This window comes from Kribbella sp. C-35 (genome assembly GCF_046549195.1).
In the GTDB taxonomy this organism is placed as follows: domain Bacteria; phylum Actinomycetota; class Actinomycetes; order Propionibacteriales; family Kribbellaceae; genus Kribbella.
Genome location: NZ_JAJPWG010000002.1, coordinates 842,280 through 855,963 on the forward strand (window position 1 = coordinate 842,280; position 13,684 = coordinate 855,963).

Here is a 13,684-nt window from a genome sequence, read left to right on the forward strand (position 1 = left end):
GATACAGGGGTAGAGATGACGGATGTGATGCCGCGCGTGCAGCATCCCGTGCACGCGCCGGAGACCGAGACCTGGCCGACACTGGCCCGGCCACGGTCGAACCCGGTCCGTCGGTACGGCGCTGCGACCGCGATCCGGCTGATCGCCAAGGATCTCCCGGCCACGATCCACCTGGACCGCAACCGCTCGTTCGGCCTCGGCGGCCCCGCCATGCGGGTGCACCGTACGTCGGCGTTCCTGGACCGGCTCGGTCAGGACGCCGGGTCCGGGTTCGGCGAGGCGTACCTGGCCGGCGACTGGGACCCGGAGCCGGGCACCGACCTGGCCGATCTGCTGGTCCCGTTCGCCGAGCGGTTCAGCAACGAGGAGACCCGGCATCTGCTGCCGAAGTGGGCGCAGTCGCTGCGCTGGCTGGTCACCCGGTCGCAGCCGGGCGAGCAGGAGAACGACCGGGCCGGCGCCCGGGAGAACATCAGCCGGCACTACGACCTGAGCAACCCGATGTTCGCGGAGTTCCTGGATCCGACGCTGACCTATTCCGCGGCGTACTTCGGCGGCGATCCGACGGCCGATCTCGCGACGGCGTCGTACGACGAACTCTCCGCCGCCCAGCTGCGCAAGCTCGACTCGATCCTCGACGCGGCCGGGGTGCGGTCCGGGTCACGGGTGCTCGACATCGGCTGCGGCTGGGCGAGCCTGGCGATCCGTGCCGCGCAGCGTGGCGCCTGGGTGACGGCGATCACGATCGCCTCGCAGCAGGCCTTGCTGGCACAGCGCAAGATCGCCGAAGCGGGCGTCGGTGACCGGGTGCAGGTCGCGCTCCGCGACTACCGCGACCAGATCGGCGAGTTCGACGCCGTACTGAGTGTGGAAATGATCGAGGCGGTCGGCGAGAAGTACTGGCCGGTGTACTTCGACGCGATCGAGCGGCGGCTCGCGCCCGGCGGGGTCGGCGTCGTCCAGGCGATCGTGATGCCGCACGAGCGGATGCTCGCGACCCGGAACACCTTCACCTGGGTGCAGAAGTACATCTTCCCCGGCGGGCTGATCCCGTCGATCAAGGTCATCGAGGACGTCACCGCGCAGCACACCGGCCTGCGGGCGGAGGTGATCCGCCACCTCGGCGGGGACTACGCGCGGACGCTGCGGGTGTGGCGGAACCGGTTCATCGAGCACTGGCCGGCGATCGCGGCGCTCGGGTTCGACGACACGTTCCGGCGGATGTGGGAGTTCTACCTCGCGTACTCCGAGGCGGGCTTCCGCACCGGGTACCTGGACGACGTACAGCTGCTGCTCACGCGGCGCTAACTGTCGTCTAACGCAGTACGACGACCGTCCGCGCCGCCAGGTCGTGCAGGCCGCGCCGGTCGCGGTCGAAGATCACGGCGGGGATCAGCAGGCTGACCAGCAGCGCGCGGACGATTCCGGCCACGAGACCGGGCGGGGCGGTGTACGTCTTCCGGTCGCGGACCGGAACCACCCGCAGGTCGCAGATCCGGTGGCCGATGGTGGCGCCCGCCAGACCGGTCAGGATCCCGGTCGTCGCGGCGAAGATGGCCGAGTGCATCACGCCGAAGTCGCTACCGCCCGCCCACATCGGCCGGCCCATCACCACGGACGCGATCAGACCCGCGATCAGCCAATCGATCAGCAGCGCCACCAGGCGGCGGCCCCAGGTCGCCACCGAGCCCGGACCGGCCTCGGGAAGCCCCAGCCGATTGCCCGGGTAACGGAATTCTTCGGAGGGTCCGGTTGCGGCCGCCGCGGATGATGCCATGATGTCTAGCCTACGGACACACCCGGGGACGGTCGCACGCGGACCGCGAGATCTCAGGGCGTAACCGCCGTACACCAGTGGGTCAGCGCGGACACGCTGGGCGTAACATCCGCGAAACATCAGGGTCACGACGGAGAAACCGGCGGGCCCTACGTTCAGATGCAATCTCTGAGCCACCCTAGGAGTACGTATGTTTTCCAGCGCTGAGGAGCTGCTCGCCTACGTCAAGAACGAGGGCGTCGAGATCGTCGATGTCCGGTTCTGTGACCTGCCAGGCATCATGCAGCACTTCACCGTCCCGGTGTCGTCGTTCGGTCCCGAGGTGTTCGAGGACGGCCTCGCCTTCGACGGTTCGTCGGTCCGCGGTTTCCAGCAGATCCACGAGTCCGACATGAAGCTGCTGCCGGACCCGACCAGCGCGTACGTCGACGAGTTCCGCAGCGCCAAGACGCTGGTGGTCAACTTCTTCGTGCACGACCCGCTGACCGGCGAGGCGTACTCGCGTGACCCGCGCAACATCGCCCGCAAGGCGCAGGAGTACCTGAAGTCGACCGGTATCGCGGACACCGCGTTCTTCGCGCCCGAGGCCGAGTTCTACGTCTTCGACGACGTCCGGTTCGAGACCAAGGCGAACTCCTCGCACTACTCGATCGACTCGATCGCCGGCGCCTGGAACACCGGCCGGGTCGAGGACGGCGGCAACCGCGGCTACAAGGTCCGCTACAAGGGTGGCTACTTCCCGGTCGCGCCGACCGACCACTTCGGCGAGCTGCGCGACGACATCACGCTGGCGCTGGAGCGGTCCGGCCTGATCGTCGAGCGCGCCCACCACGAGGTCGGTACGGCGGGTCAGGCGGAGATCAACTTCCGCTTCGACGAGCTGCTCAAGGCCGCCGACGACGTGATGAAGTTCAAGTACATCGTCAAGAACACCGCCTGGAAGGCCGGCAAGACCGCGACCTTCATGCCGAAGCCGATCTTCGGTGACAACGGCTCCGGCATGCACTGCCACCAGTCGCTGTGGAGCAACGGCGACCCGCTGTTCTACGACGAGTCCGGGTACGGCGGCCTGTCCGACACCGCCCGCTGGTACATCGGCGGCCTGCTCAAGCACGCCCCGTCGCTGCTGGCCTTCACGAACCCGACCGTGAACTCGTACCACCGCCTGGTGCCGGGCTTCGAGGCGCCGGTCAACCTGGTCTACTCGTCCCGGAACCGCTCGGCCTGCATCCGGATCCCGATCACCGGTTCGAACCCGAAGGCGAAGCGGATCGAGTTCCGCTGCCCCGACCCGTCGGCGAACCCGTACCTGGCGTTCGCGGCCCAGCTGCTGGCCGGCCTGGACGGTATCCGCAACAAGATCGAGCCGGCCGACCCGGTCGACAAGGACCTCTACGAGCTGCCGCCGGAGGAGCACGCGGGCATCGCGCAGGTCCCGACCTCGCTCCCGGCCGTGATCGACGCACTCGAGGCCGACCACGCCTTCCTCCTCGAGGGCGACGTCTTCACCGAGGACCTGATCGAAACCTGGATCGACCTCAAACGCGACAACGAAATCGCCCCCATCCAGCTCCGCCCCCACCCCCACGAGTTCGAGCTCTACTACGACGTCTGAGTTCGTAACAACTCTCCGAGAGCCGCGTCCACTCCGGTGGATGCGGCTCTCGCACGTTCCCAACGGCCGCAGAGCGCGACTTTGTGCACGGTTCGACCATTTCACGGGCCGTTTCATGGTCGAACCGTGCACAAAGTGCGGCTGCAGCACCCCTTTCTTGGAGTGATCGCAGGTTGGCGCCTGGGTGTTACCGCCCGCTCACCGGTGCATCTGAGTCGTAGCCGGATGTCGGCAGCCCACTCGGTTCGTCCGGGTGGGCTGCTTTGTCTTAGGAGAGGGCGTCGAGTTTTGCGAGCGCCTCGGGGTCGAGGTGGAGGTTGGCGGCGCGGAGGTTGTCCTCGAGGTGGGTGATGCTGCCTGTGCCGGGGATGAGGGCGGTGTGTTCGTCGTGGGCGAGGATCCAGGCTAGGCAGATCGCTGCGGGGGTGGCTCCGAGTTGGGTGGCGATTTCTTGTACGGCGGGGTGCTCGGTGGGTGATGGGATCTGGTCGAAGGCCGAGCCGAGCGGGAAGTACGGGATCCACGTGATGCCGTTGGCTGCGCAGAGTTGGAGTTGGGGCTCGGACGAGCGGTCGAGGAGGCTGTAGGCGTTCTGGACGCAGACGATGTCCGCGGGCAGCGCCTGCTCGAGCTGCTCGGTGCTGATGTTGCTGAGGCCGATCGCGCCGATCAGGCCTTCGTTGCGGAGGGCAATCAGTTCGGCGAGCTGGTCATCCAGGGGTACGACGTCGTCGCCGGAAGCAATGAGGCCGGGACCTTGGTCCGCCCGGCGGAGGTTGACCACGGGCACCTGCTCCAGAGCGAGCGACGTGAGGTCGAGGTGGACCTGCTCCCTCAGCTGCTCCGGCCGTTGCGCCAGGGCCAGCGGCACCGGCGCGTCCACCCGGCGGGCGCCGACCTTGCTCACGATCACCAGGTCGTCCGGGTACGGGTGCAGGGCGGCCCGGATGTGTTCGTTGACCGTGGTGTGCCCGTAGAACGACGCGGTGTCGAGGTGGTTGATGCCGAGCTCCACAGCGCGGTGCAGGACCGCGCCGGCCGCGGCAGTGTCGACGTGTTCGAGTTGCATCGCGCCGTACCCGATCCGCGCGATCTCGTGCTGCCCGAGCTTGACCATGCCACCTGGGCCGCCCGGTCGTTCGGATGTCATCAGCTGTGTCCTCAGGTAGAGTCGAGGTTAAATGGAGTTTTCTCCGGTTAACTCAACCGTAGCACTAAATGGAGGTTTCTCCACTTATGGGTGGGCAGACACGGCCGTTGCGGGCCGACGCGGCGCGGAAACGTGCGCAGGTGGTGGCGGCAGCCGGCGAGGAGCTGGCGGACCTCGCCCTGGCCGCGCGCGACGGCGAGCCGGCTCGCCTCTCGCTCGACCGGGTCGCCACCCGCGCCGGTGTCGGCATCGCCACGCTCTACCGGCACTTCCCCACCCGGGAGGCACTGCTCGAGGCGGTATACCACCAGGAACTGGCCCGTTTGTGCGCGGCCGCACCGGCGATGGCCGACTCAGGTCCCGCGGACGCGGCGCTGCTCGCCTGGATGCACCGGTACATCGACTTCGTCGACTCCAAGCGGGCGATGGGCGTCAGCCTCCGGGCCATGGTTGCCTCGGGCGCTGTCACGCAGTCGGACACCCGTGCCAGGTTGACCGCGGCAGTCGCGCACTTCCTCGACGCCGGGGCGGCGTCGGGTGTGATCCGGAGCGACGTACCTCCGGGGGACGTCATCGCGGCGATGGCTGGTGCCGTGATCGCCGCCGATCCGGATCAGCAACGGGAGCAGACCGAGCGCCTGCTCGCGCTGCTGATTGCAGGCCTGCGCTCTCGTTAGGCGAAGGTCTGGGTGCCGATGACGCGGAGGAGGTCGAGTTTTTCGCGGGCGTCGGTGCCTTCGATGGGGAGGAAAGCGCGGACTCGTACGTCGGCTGCGGGTGTCAGGAGGGTTTCGCAGGTGAGGTCGAGTTCGCCGACCTCCGGGTTCAGGAAGCGCTTGCGGGGCAGGCGGCGTACGGCGACCTCGTGGAGGTCCCACAACGCGCGGAACTCCTCGCTGTGTTCGACGAGTGCGTCGACCAGGCTGGTGACGTCGTGATCGCCCATCCGGCGTGAATAGGTGCCGCGCAGGTCGGCGACATGGGCGGCCGAGTGGGCGTCCCAGTCCTCCTCGGGGAACAATTGGCGGATCGCCGGATCGGTGAACCAGAGCCAGGTCAGGTTCCGGTCGCGGCCCGCGCCGGAGCGGCGGCCGATCAGGACGTCGGCGAGCGCGTTCTGCCAGAGGACCTCGTCGAGGTCGGTGGCGACGAACACCGGGATGTCGGCGAGTCGTTCGACCAGACCGATCAGGCCCGGCCCGAGGTGCCGGCCGGCCAGACGGAGCGGCGGCGCGAGGCCGGCCAGGTGGTACAGGTGGTCGCGCTCGTCCAGGTCGCAGCGCAGTGCGCGGGCGAGGCCGGCGACGATCGGCTCCGACGGGTTCGCGCCGCGGGACTGCTCCAGCCGCGAGTAGTAGTCCGTCGACATGCCGGCCAGCTGCGCGACCTCTTCCCGGCGCAGTCCCGGCGTACGGCGTCGTGCGCCGTCCGGAAGGCCGACGTCCGCCGGCCGGAGCAGCCCGCGGCGACGGCGGAGGAAGTCGGCCAGGCCGTCACGATCGATCACACGTTCCATCATGCGTGACGTCCCGCGCGCTATCCAGGGACAACCTGTCCGTGGACGAAGTAGGCCTTCTCCACGGCCGGCCGCACCTCCAAGGTGGAGACAACACCAAGGAGGAAACACATGCACTACCGCACGCTCGGCCGGACCGGTATCAAGGTCAGCCCGTACGCGCTCGGCGCGATGATGTTCGGTGCCGTCGGCAACGACGACCGCGCGGAGTCGATCCGGATCATCCACAAGGCACTCGATGCCGGGATCAACTTCGTCGACACCGCCGACATCTACTCGCACGGCGGTTCCGAGGAGATCGTCGGCGAGGCGCTGAAGGGCCGCCGGGAACACATCGTGCTGGCCACCAAGTCGCACCTGCCGATGGGCGACGACCCGAACCAGCGCGGCAACTCCCGGCGCTGGATCATGACCGCGGTCGAGGACTCGCTGCGCCGGTTGCAGACCGACTACATCGACCTCTTCCAGATGCACCGCCCGGATCCGGACACCGACATCGAGGAGACCCTGTCGGCGTTGACCGACCTGATCCGCAGCGGGAAGGTGCGCGCGATCGGTACGTCGACGATGCCGGCCAGCGAGCTCGTCGAGGCGCACTGGGTCGCGGAGCGGCGTGGCCTGGAGCGGTTCCGCACCGAGCAACCGCCGTACTCGATCCTCAACCGCGGGATCGAGCGCGAGGTGCTTCCCGTCGTGCAGAAGTACGGGATGGGCGCGCTCGTCTGGAGCCCGCTTGCGCAGGGTCAGCTGACCGGACGGGCGCCGGCGGACCTTCGGCGTACGGCGATGTTCCGGCATATGTCCGACGAGCGGCGGCTCGAAGTCGTCGAGCAGCTGATCCCGGTCGCCGACGCGGCCGGGCTCAAATTGACCCACCTGGCGATGGCGTTCGCGATCGCGCACCCGGCGGTCACGTCCGCGATCATCGGCCCGCGCACGATGGACCACCTGGACGACGCGCTGGCCGGCGCCGACGTCGTACTCGGTGACGACGTTCTCGATCAGATCGACAAGATCGTCCCACCGGGCACCGACGTCGGCCGCCTCGACATGGACTACGACACCCCGCCCATCCTCAACCCGTCCCTGCGCCGCCGGACGCTCGAGGACCGACCCGCGGCCTAGCTGTACGTCGCGTTCACGTGGTAGACCCGGCCGCCCCAGCCGTCGTCCGGGAACGAGTCGGAGATCCGGACGTAGCCGGCCTTGTCGGCACCGAGTTGCGGCGTCAGGTCGAAGGTGCGGACCGCCTTGTTCTCGCCGTCGTGGTACGGGGTCGTCTCGGTCGCGACCGTGGTCCAGTTCTGCCCGTCGCCGCTGACCTGGACGACAAACTGATTGTCGATTGTCAACGATACGGATGCCGACGTGGTGTCGGCCGGGAATGGGAAGCGGTAGACGAAGTACGAGTGGCCGTCGGCGAACCGGTTCTGCACGCCGTTGCTCTGTGACCCGTCCGCGTCCCACAGCCACGGCGTCTCGGCCGCCGTACCGGTGTCGAAGTCCGCGGTGTGCGCAATGAGAATGTCGGACCGGGTCGTGAACGACAGTTGCGACCCGGACGTCACCGACGCGGTCACCGAATGCAGGCCGTCCGGAGTACCCGCGGGGATCGTCACGTCGAGGTCGACCGACTTGGCCACCGGTACGGCGTTGCCGCGCGTCGTCAGCGTCACGGTCGTCCGGCTCGGCGAGACCGTCCAGCCGGACGGGGCGGTTGCCTGAACGACGGCCTGGATCCGATCCCCCACCGGACCGGTGGCCTGTACGCCGACCTTCACCTTCAAATGAGTCGCAGAGCCAGTCGCCGGCATCACCACGGGCAACGCTGGATCGGTTGTCGCGGACAACGATCGCACCGGCGGCGTCTGCGGTACGGCGGCGATCAGGGCGCTCAACGCACTGGCCTGGGTACGCCAGTCGAAGACGTTCGGGGTCGCGCCGGACCACCGCACCCCGAGCCGGTCGGCCGCGTCGTGATTGTTGTCCCAGATCGTTGCGGCCTGCTGTGCAACGAAGTCGGTGTACCGGCGGTCGTGCGTGGTGTCGGCGAGATCCGTCCAGTAGCGCATGAAGATGCCCTTGAACTGCTTGCCGTTGTCGTCACACGTGCGGCCCGGCGCATCGCAGGCCTCCGTCAGGACGCCGTCGGTCACGAGTCCGCCCGGAGCGATCGCGGCGTCCGCCAGCCGCCGTACCGTCGTCAGCAGTTTGGGGTCGCGGGTCGCACGCCACAGCTCGAGGCCGGCGCCGATCGCGAGGCCCTGGTTGTAGCTCCAGACCGTGTCGCGGTTGCTCTCGCAGTTGCTCTTCAGGCCGTCGTTGACGAGGCCGGCGGAGTTGATCATGCCGCTGCCGGTGAACCAGTTCCAGCCTTCCTGCGCACGGCCGAGCCAGCGCTTGTCGTTCGGCAGGCGGTTGTGCAGTTCGGCGGTGAGGCGGATCCAGAGCCCGTTGGTGACGGCGTTCTTGTAGGTGCGTTCGCCGTCCCACCACACTCCCCCGCCGCACGAGCTCGGGTCCCAGTAGCCCTCGACGTACTCCGCGATCGTGATCGCCATGTCGAGGTACTTGCGGTTCTTGGTCAGGTCGTACGCCTGGATCCAGGTCAGGCCCCACCACTCGGAGTCGTCGATGGCGCGGCTGGTGAAGTTGCCGAGCAGCGGGTCGCCGGACAGGTACCCGGCCGGGAACACGCCCTTGTCCTTCTCGAACGTGTTGTCGAGCTGCCCCAGGTAGCGCCGGTCGCCGGTGCGCTGCATGTAGTCGCCGATTGTCTGCAATGCGACGGCCGAGTTCCACCAGGAGGACGGGAACCAGGCCTTGTTCGGCTCGTACGAGCCCATCAGTACGTCGGCCGCGACGCGCGCCCGCGCGGTCGCCGTTGCACCGGCGGACCCACCGGTCGCACCGGCGGGTTGTGGCACGAGGGCCGCGGCGAGCAGGATCGCCCCAGCCGTCAGAACCTTCAGAATCTGCACACGACGATTCACACGATCTCCTCGAGATGCTTCATGGCGGCTCGGCTCACCGAGGGGCTGGAAAGACGGTCTGGAAACGTTTCGAGACGGTATCGTCGTCGCCCCCGACAACGATGTCAATGCCCTGTTACCGCCTTTGTTCAGACGCCGGTCCGGGCCTGCACCCGCCCGGAGTCGACCGCGTCGGTGAAGGTTTTGTGGTCGCGACTGTTCTGGTCGGCGTACGTCGCGGCGAAGGCTGTCACGGCGTGGTCGAAGCGGGTGGACTTGCCGAGGTAGGCGGCCACGGCGAAGCGGTCGCCCGAGCGGGCGTGGGCACGGGCGAGGGTCCAGCCGCAGAGTCGGGCGTACAGGGTCATGGCGTCGGGGTTGAGGTTTTCGATGTCGGCGGAGATCTTCCAGTCGCGCAACTGGCGGACGTAGTAGTCCTGCTCGCCATCAGCGGCGTCAGCGCGGAGCCAGCCGAGGAAGATGTCGCTGGCGGCCTGCATCAGACGCTGACCCACGACCACACGCTCTCCTTGATTCGCGTGATCCGAGGGAGCGACGACGTACGGCGACAACACGGACGGGCCGGCCTGTTTCGCCTGCAGGAGCAGCGCTTCGTCGGCCACGGTCGACTCCAGCAGCATGATCCATGCGCGCGTCCCGACACTGCCGACGCCGACGACCTTGTGCGCGACGTCGCTGAGCCGGAAGTGGTCGAAAAGGTGCCGATGATCCGGCCGCAACGTGCCGCGATAGCCGTCGACGAGGTCCTGCAGCCGCCCGAGTACCAGCGACCCGTCGAGCTCGGTGAGCTCGTCCATCGGTACGACGAGCGGCGGGTCCGACACGATCCGGCGCCCGTCGCCGCCACCCGTGGTGAGCTTCCCGATCGCCTGCAGGCTGTCGCGGGTGTACGCCTTCGCGAGCTTCCCCTCGGCCGCCTTGAAAACCTTCCGCTTCCGCTTCCCCGACGACAGCGTCGCCTTGTACCGCGTGACGAGCTCCTCGATGTCCAGTCGCGCGTACCAGACCGAAAGAATCGTCTGCCCCGCGAACTCCCGCATCGCCTCGCGATAACTCCGTACGGCGATCGACGCGACCGTCCGGCATTGCTTCGCGCTGAACCCGTTCTCCCGCCCCGCCACCACGAAGCTCGTCGCAAGTCGCTTCACGTCCCACTCGAACGGGCCCGGCAGCGTCTCGTCGAAGTCGTTGATGTCGAATACCAGCCGCCGCTCGGGCGACGCGTAGGCGCCGAAGTTCGACAGATGCGCATCGCCGCACAGTTGCACCGAGAGCCCTGTCGCCGGCGTCTGCGCCAGGTCGGCGGCCATGATCAACGCGGCACCGCGGTAGAAGGTGAACGGCGACACCAGCATCCGTCCGTGCCGGATCGGCACCAGCGCCGGCACCCGCCCCTCGGCCTGGGTCAGCAGCAACGCGACCGGGTCCCGGGTGTCGCTCGACCCGACGTCGGCGTGCGACTCGAGCGGCACCTTCTCGCGCTCGGCCTTCCCGCGCGCCGCCCGCTCCTTCACACTCAACCGTTCGCCCACCCCGTCAGCGTCGCCCACCGGTCGGCAATGTGCCAGCACCGGCACGACGCCCAGTCCGCGAGACGCCTCAAAGTCAACTAATCAAGTGGATTTAGTCTGCTTCTCATGACTTTTCTCTGGTACATCCCGAACCAGGTCGACCCCGGTCACCGCGGGGACGACACCGTCCAGGGACACAACAGCATCGAGCGGCTGACCGAACTGGCGCGGCTTACCGAGGACCACGGGTGGTCCGGCGCGCTGCTCGGCACCGGGTGGGGCCGGCCCGACACGTTCACGGTCGCGACCGCACTGGCCGCGCGGACCACGACGTTCCAGCCACTGGCCGCGATCCGGCCCGGGTACTGGCATCCCGCCCACTTCGCGTCCGCGGCGAGCACGCTCGACCAGCTCACCGGCGGGCGGCTGCTGATCAACATCGTCTCCGGCCAGGACAACCTCGCGGCGTACGGCGACAGCGAGGGCGACCAGCCGCAGCGGTACGCCCGTACCAAGGAATTCCTCCAACTCGTACGGCGCCTGTGGACCGCGGAGGACGTGACGTACGCCGGCGAGTACTTCTCCGTCACCGGCTCCACAGTCGCGACACGTCCCGTCGTACGGGAAGGCCGTCCGCATCCCCGGTTGTACTTCGGTGGAGCGTCGGATGCCGCGCAACGAGTCGCCGCGACGGACGCCGACGTACAACTCTTCTGGGGTGAGCCGCTCGACGGAGTCGCCGCGCGGATCGCTCGACTGCGCGAACTGGAGAACGAGCTAGGTCGCGAGCATCCGCCGCTGGAGTTCGGGCTGCGGATCACCACCCTCGTCCGCGACACCACCAAGGAGGCCTGGGCCGACGCCGAGGCGAAGGTCGCGAAGATGGCCGAATCGCAGGGCTCGCGGGACAAGCGCTGGTTCAAGGCGGTCGGCCAGCAACGCCTCCTCGATCTGGCCGAACGCGGCGAGGTCCTCGACGACAACCTCTACACCGCTCCCGGCAAGTACGGCGGTGGCGGCGCCGGCACCACGTGGCTCGTCGGCTCACCCGACGACGTCGCCAAGTCGCTCGACAAGTACCGCGACCTCGGCATCACCCACTTCATCCTGTCCGACACGCCGTACCGCGACGAGATCATCCGCATCGGCGACCAGCTACTCCCCTTGTTGTCCTGACGTCGAACCCCTTGGACTGATTGGATGTGATCACCGCTTGACGGACGCATGCCGAGTGTGATCGGTTGATTACCGAGCGCCAAGTCTGGGTATGTGGCGCTGTGAGGCATGTGAGGAGCACTGATGGTCGAATATCTGCCCCGGTCCGCGTGGAACGCGCGCCCGCCGAACGGCGGACCGGGCAACCTGACCGTGTCGCGGGTCGAAGGCGCGGTCATCCACTGGCCAGGGACCGGATCGACGAGTGTCATCCACTCCAAGGCGGCGGTCGCGTCCGCGTTGCGTGGCTGGCAGGACTACCACATGGACACCCGCGGCTGGTCCGACATCGCGTACCAGATCGCGGTGGACCAGGCCGGCCGTGCCTGGACGCTGCGCGGTCTGCGGACCCAGTCCGGCGCCAACGGCGACACCGACGTGAACGAACGGTACGGCGCGATTCTGCTGATCCTGGTCACCGGGGAGCAGCCGTCGGCCGCGATGAAGGCGACCGCCCGCGGAGTGATCGCCGACTTCCGCAGAATCTTTCCCCGCGGTACGGCGATCCGGCCGCACTCCGCGGTCCGCCCGGAGCCGACCGACTGCCCCGGCGACCCCGCCCGCGCCGCGATCGCTCGCGGCGAATTCACCCCCGGCCACTCGGAGGACGACGACATGACCCCGGCCCAGATGCAGGAACTGAAGAACTTCATCGAGGCCCGGACGCAGGCCTACGCGCTCTGGACGCACCGGCAGCTGCGCAAGGACCTGTCCGCGGTGGTGAAGGCGTACGCGCTCGACATCAAGAACTACGAGCGCCAGACCGACGCCGCCGATGCCGCCCGTGCCGCCGCCGCGGTCTGGGCGACCGCCCCGAGGAGCCTGCAGGTCGACGGCGCCCCGGCTCCGGAGCAGCCGGCCGCCCCCGACCCGAACACCGATCCGGACCTCAGCCTCCCGGACCTCGACCCGTTCCCGGACACCCCCGCTCCCGAAGAGCCGCCGGCCTCCAACGGCGACCAGCCGACCGCCTGATCCGACGCTCCGTCAACGCCCTGCGGCCTTCAGAACCCGCAGGGCGTTGAGCGTGATCATCTCGTTCGGTCCGCTGCGCCCCCAGTCGACGACTTCCGGCGTACGGTTTCCGCCGAGCGGACCCCACCACGGCGTGCCCGCGTTCCACCGTCCGTCCGGGCGACGCCGGCGCTCCAGTTCGTCCAGTGCGTCGGTGGCGCGCTCGTCCTTCCCCAGCCCGAGCCGTGACAACACGAGCAGGGCCTGCAGGATGTCGTAGTGCCAGTACGGCGGATAACTCGGGCGCAGCCACTGCGCATTGATGACCTCACCGGTCGACAGACTGCGGAACAGCCGGTGCTCCAGAAACAACTCGCCTGCCCGAAGCGCGGCATCTCGAGCCGCCGTCTCGCCCGTGACTCGGTAGTACTCGTGGAGTCCCCAGGCAGCAGCATGCGTCTCATGGAACGACGATCGCCGGCCGGACGCGCTCCGGTCGCAGTTCCAGCCGCCGTCCGGCCACTGCCACTCGATCAGCCCTTCCGCCAACTGCTGCACTCGTGGATCGGCAGCCATGCCGAAGCGGCTGCAGGCGCCGAGCGTGTTGCCCTCGACGGACCCGCACCTCCGCACCAGCCCGTCGATGACAGTCACGCCGTACTTCAAAGAGCGCATGACCTCGGCCAGGTCGTACTCGGCCGCCGCCACCGCCCGCGGCTCCTGCGCCGGAACCTCCAGTTCCGCCAAGGAAACGATCCGCCAGTGGGCGCCGGTCCACTTCTTGTACGCCCGCTTGTCCGCGCAGGCGTCAGTCAGCAGTCGACTCACGATCGCCCCGCTCAGCACGTCCTCCGCGTGCTCCTCCCCCAGCAGGTCCCGCCGGGCCATCCCCCGAACCGCCGGCTCACTTGACTCCAGCAACCACGCCACCGCGTCCATCCACCCATTCTGGA

General features: G+C 68.4%; 12 protein-coding genes. 6 read left to right on the top strand and 6 right to left on the bottom strand.

Annotation, left to right across the window (positions count from 1 at the left end):
• Positions 1–15: 15 nt before the first annotated feature.
• Positions 16–1,308: a class I SAM-dependent methyltransferase gene (locus ACLJOO_RS16525; RefSeq protein ID WP_410788045.1), complete on the top strand. Its 1,293-nt coding sequence runs from the start codon at positions 16–18 to the stop codon at positions 1,306–1,308.
• A 7-nt stretch (positions 1,309–1,315) separates the two neighbouring features.
• Here the strand turns inward: ACLJOO_RS16525 and ACLJOO_RS16530 are convergent, their stop codons facing one another.
• Positions 1,316–1,777: an RDD family protein gene (locus ACLJOO_RS16530; protein ID WP_410788046.1), complete on the bottom strand. Its 462-nt coding sequence runs from the start codon at positions 1,775–1,777 to the stop codon at positions 1,316–1,318.
• Positions 1,778–1,967: 190 nt separating this feature from the next.
• On the opposite strand from ACLJOO_RS16530, the gene glnA reads away from it, so the two are divergent.
• Positions 1,968–3,392: a type I glutamate--ammonia ligase gene (gene glnA, locus ACLJOO_RS16535; RefSeq protein ID WP_131342456.1), complete on the top strand. Its 1,425-nt coding sequence runs from the start codon at positions 1,968–1,970 to the stop codon at positions 3,390–3,392.
• Positions 3,393–3,660: 268 nt separating this feature from the next.
• Here glnA and ACLJOO_RS16540 read toward each other — a convergent pair whose 3' ends face one another.
• Positions 3,661–4,542, bottom strand: coding sequence for an aldo/keto reductase (locus ACLJOO_RS16540; RefSeq protein WP_410788047.1), 882 nt, complete (start codon positions 4,540–4,542; stop codon positions 3,661–3,663).
• Positions 4,543–4,628: 86 nt separating this feature from the next.
• On the opposite strand from ACLJOO_RS16540, the gene ACLJOO_RS16545 reads away from it, so the two are divergent.
• Entirely contained in the window at positions 4,629–5,219 is a 591-nt protein-coding gene (locus ACLJOO_RS16545; protein ID WP_410788048.1) for a TetR/AcrR family transcriptional regulator, read from the top strand.
• On the opposite strand, the gene ACLJOO_RS16550 is transcribed toward ACLJOO_RS16545, so the two are convergent.
• On the bottom strand, positions 5,216–6,061 hold the full coding sequence (locus ACLJOO_RS16550; RefSeq protein ID WP_410788049.1) for a helix-turn-helix transcriptional regulator: 846 nt from the start codon (positions 6,059–6,061) through the stop codon (positions 5,216–5,218). The two genes, ACLJOO_RS16545 and ACLJOO_RS16550, sit on opposite strands and share 4 nt — an antisense overlap.
• Positions 6,062–6,169: 108 nt before the next feature.
• On the opposite strand from ACLJOO_RS16550, the gene ACLJOO_RS16555 reads away from it, so the two are divergent.
• Positions 6,170–7,183 carry an aldo/keto reductase gene (locus ACLJOO_RS16555; protein WP_410788050.1) on the top strand — a complete coding sequence of 338 codons (1,014 nt, stop codon included), beginning with the start codon at positions 6,170–6,172 and terminating at the stop codon, positions 7,181–7,183.
• On the opposite strand, the gene ACLJOO_RS16560 is transcribed toward ACLJOO_RS16555, so the two are convergent.
• Both ACLJOO_RS16560 and ACLJOO_RS16565 read right to left on the bottom strand, forming a co-directional pair.
• Entirely contained in the window at positions 7,180–9,051 is a 1,872-nt protein-coding gene (locus ACLJOO_RS16560; RefSeq protein ID WP_410788051.1) for a glycoside hydrolase family 76 protein, read from the bottom strand. The genes ACLJOO_RS16555 and ACLJOO_RS16560 overlap by 4 nt on opposite strands.
• Positions 9,052–9,179: 128 nt before the next feature.
• Positions 9,180–10,583 (bottom strand): DUF2252 domain-containing protein, encoded by a 1,404-nt coding sequence (locus ACLJOO_RS16565; protein WP_410788052.1) that lies wholly within the window; start codon positions 10,581–10,583, stop codon positions 9,180–9,182.
• A gap of 105 nt (positions 10,584–10,688) precedes the next feature.
• Between ACLJOO_RS16565 and ACLJOO_RS16570 the strand changes: the two genes are divergently transcribed.
• Together ACLJOO_RS16570 and ACLJOO_RS16575 are read left to right on the top strand one after the other, a co-directional pair.
• Positions 10,689–11,738 (top strand): LLM class flavin-dependent oxidoreductase, encoded by a 1,050-nt coding sequence (locus ACLJOO_RS16570; protein ID WP_410788053.1) that lies wholly within the window; start codon positions 10,689–10,691, stop codon positions 11,736–11,738.
• 123 nt (positions 11,739–11,861) lie between these two features.
• Positions 11,862–12,752 (top strand): peptidoglycan recognition family protein, encoded by an 891-nt coding sequence (locus ACLJOO_RS16575; RefSeq protein WP_410788054.1) that lies wholly within the window; start codon positions 11,862–11,864, stop codon positions 12,750–12,752.
• Between the two features lie 12 nt (positions 12,753–12,764).
• Here the strand turns inward: ACLJOO_RS16575 and ACLJOO_RS16580 are convergent, their stop codons facing one another.
• On the bottom strand, positions 12,765–13,670 hold the full coding sequence (locus tag ACLJOO_RS16580) for a hypothetical protein (protein ID WP_410788055.1): 906 nt from the start codon (positions 13,668–13,670) through the stop codon (positions 12,765–12,767).
• Between the last annotated feature and the right edge of the window lie 14 nt (positions 13,671–13,684).

Coding starts and splice junctions, on each gene's coding strand:
- ACLJOO_RS16575 (WP_410788054.1), top strand. CDS start 11,862: ATGGTCGAATATCTGCCCCGGTCCGCGTGGAACGCGCGCCCGCCGAAC.
- ACLJOO_RS16545 (WP_410788048.1), top strand. CDS start 4,629: ATGGGTGGGCAGACACGGCCGTTGCGGGCCGACGCGGCGCGGAAACGT.
- ACLJOO_RS16580 (WP_410788055.1), bottom strand. CDS start 13,670: ATGGACGCGGTGGCGTGGTTGCTGGAGTCAAGTGAGCCGGCGGTTCGG.
- ACLJOO_RS16570 (WP_410788053.1), top strand. CDS start 10,689: ATGACTTTTCTCTGGTACATCCCGAACCAGGTCGACCCCGGTCACCGC.
- ACLJOO_RS16530 (WP_410788046.1), bottom strand. CDS start 1,777: ATGGCATCATCCGCGGCGGCCGCAACCGGACCCTCCGAAGAATTCCGT.
- ACLJOO_RS16550 (WP_410788049.1), bottom strand. CDS start 6,061: ATGATGGAACGTGTGATCGATCGTGACGGCCTGGCCGACTTCCTCCGC.
- ACLJOO_RS16540 (WP_410788047.1), bottom strand. CDS start 4,542: ATGACATCCGAACGACCGGGCGGCCCAGGTGGCATGGTCAAGCTCGGG.
- glnA (WP_131342456.1), top strand. CDS start 1,968: ATGTTTTCCAGCGCTGAGGAGCTGCTCGCCTACGTCAAGAACGAGGGC.
- ACLJOO_RS16555 (WP_410788050.1), top strand. CDS start 6,170: ATGCACTACCGCACGCTCGGCCGGACCGGTATCAAGGTCAGCCCGTAC.
- ACLJOO_RS16525 (WP_410788045.1), top strand. CDS start 16: ATGACGGATGTGATGCCGCGCGTGCAGCATCCCGTGCACGCGCCGGAG.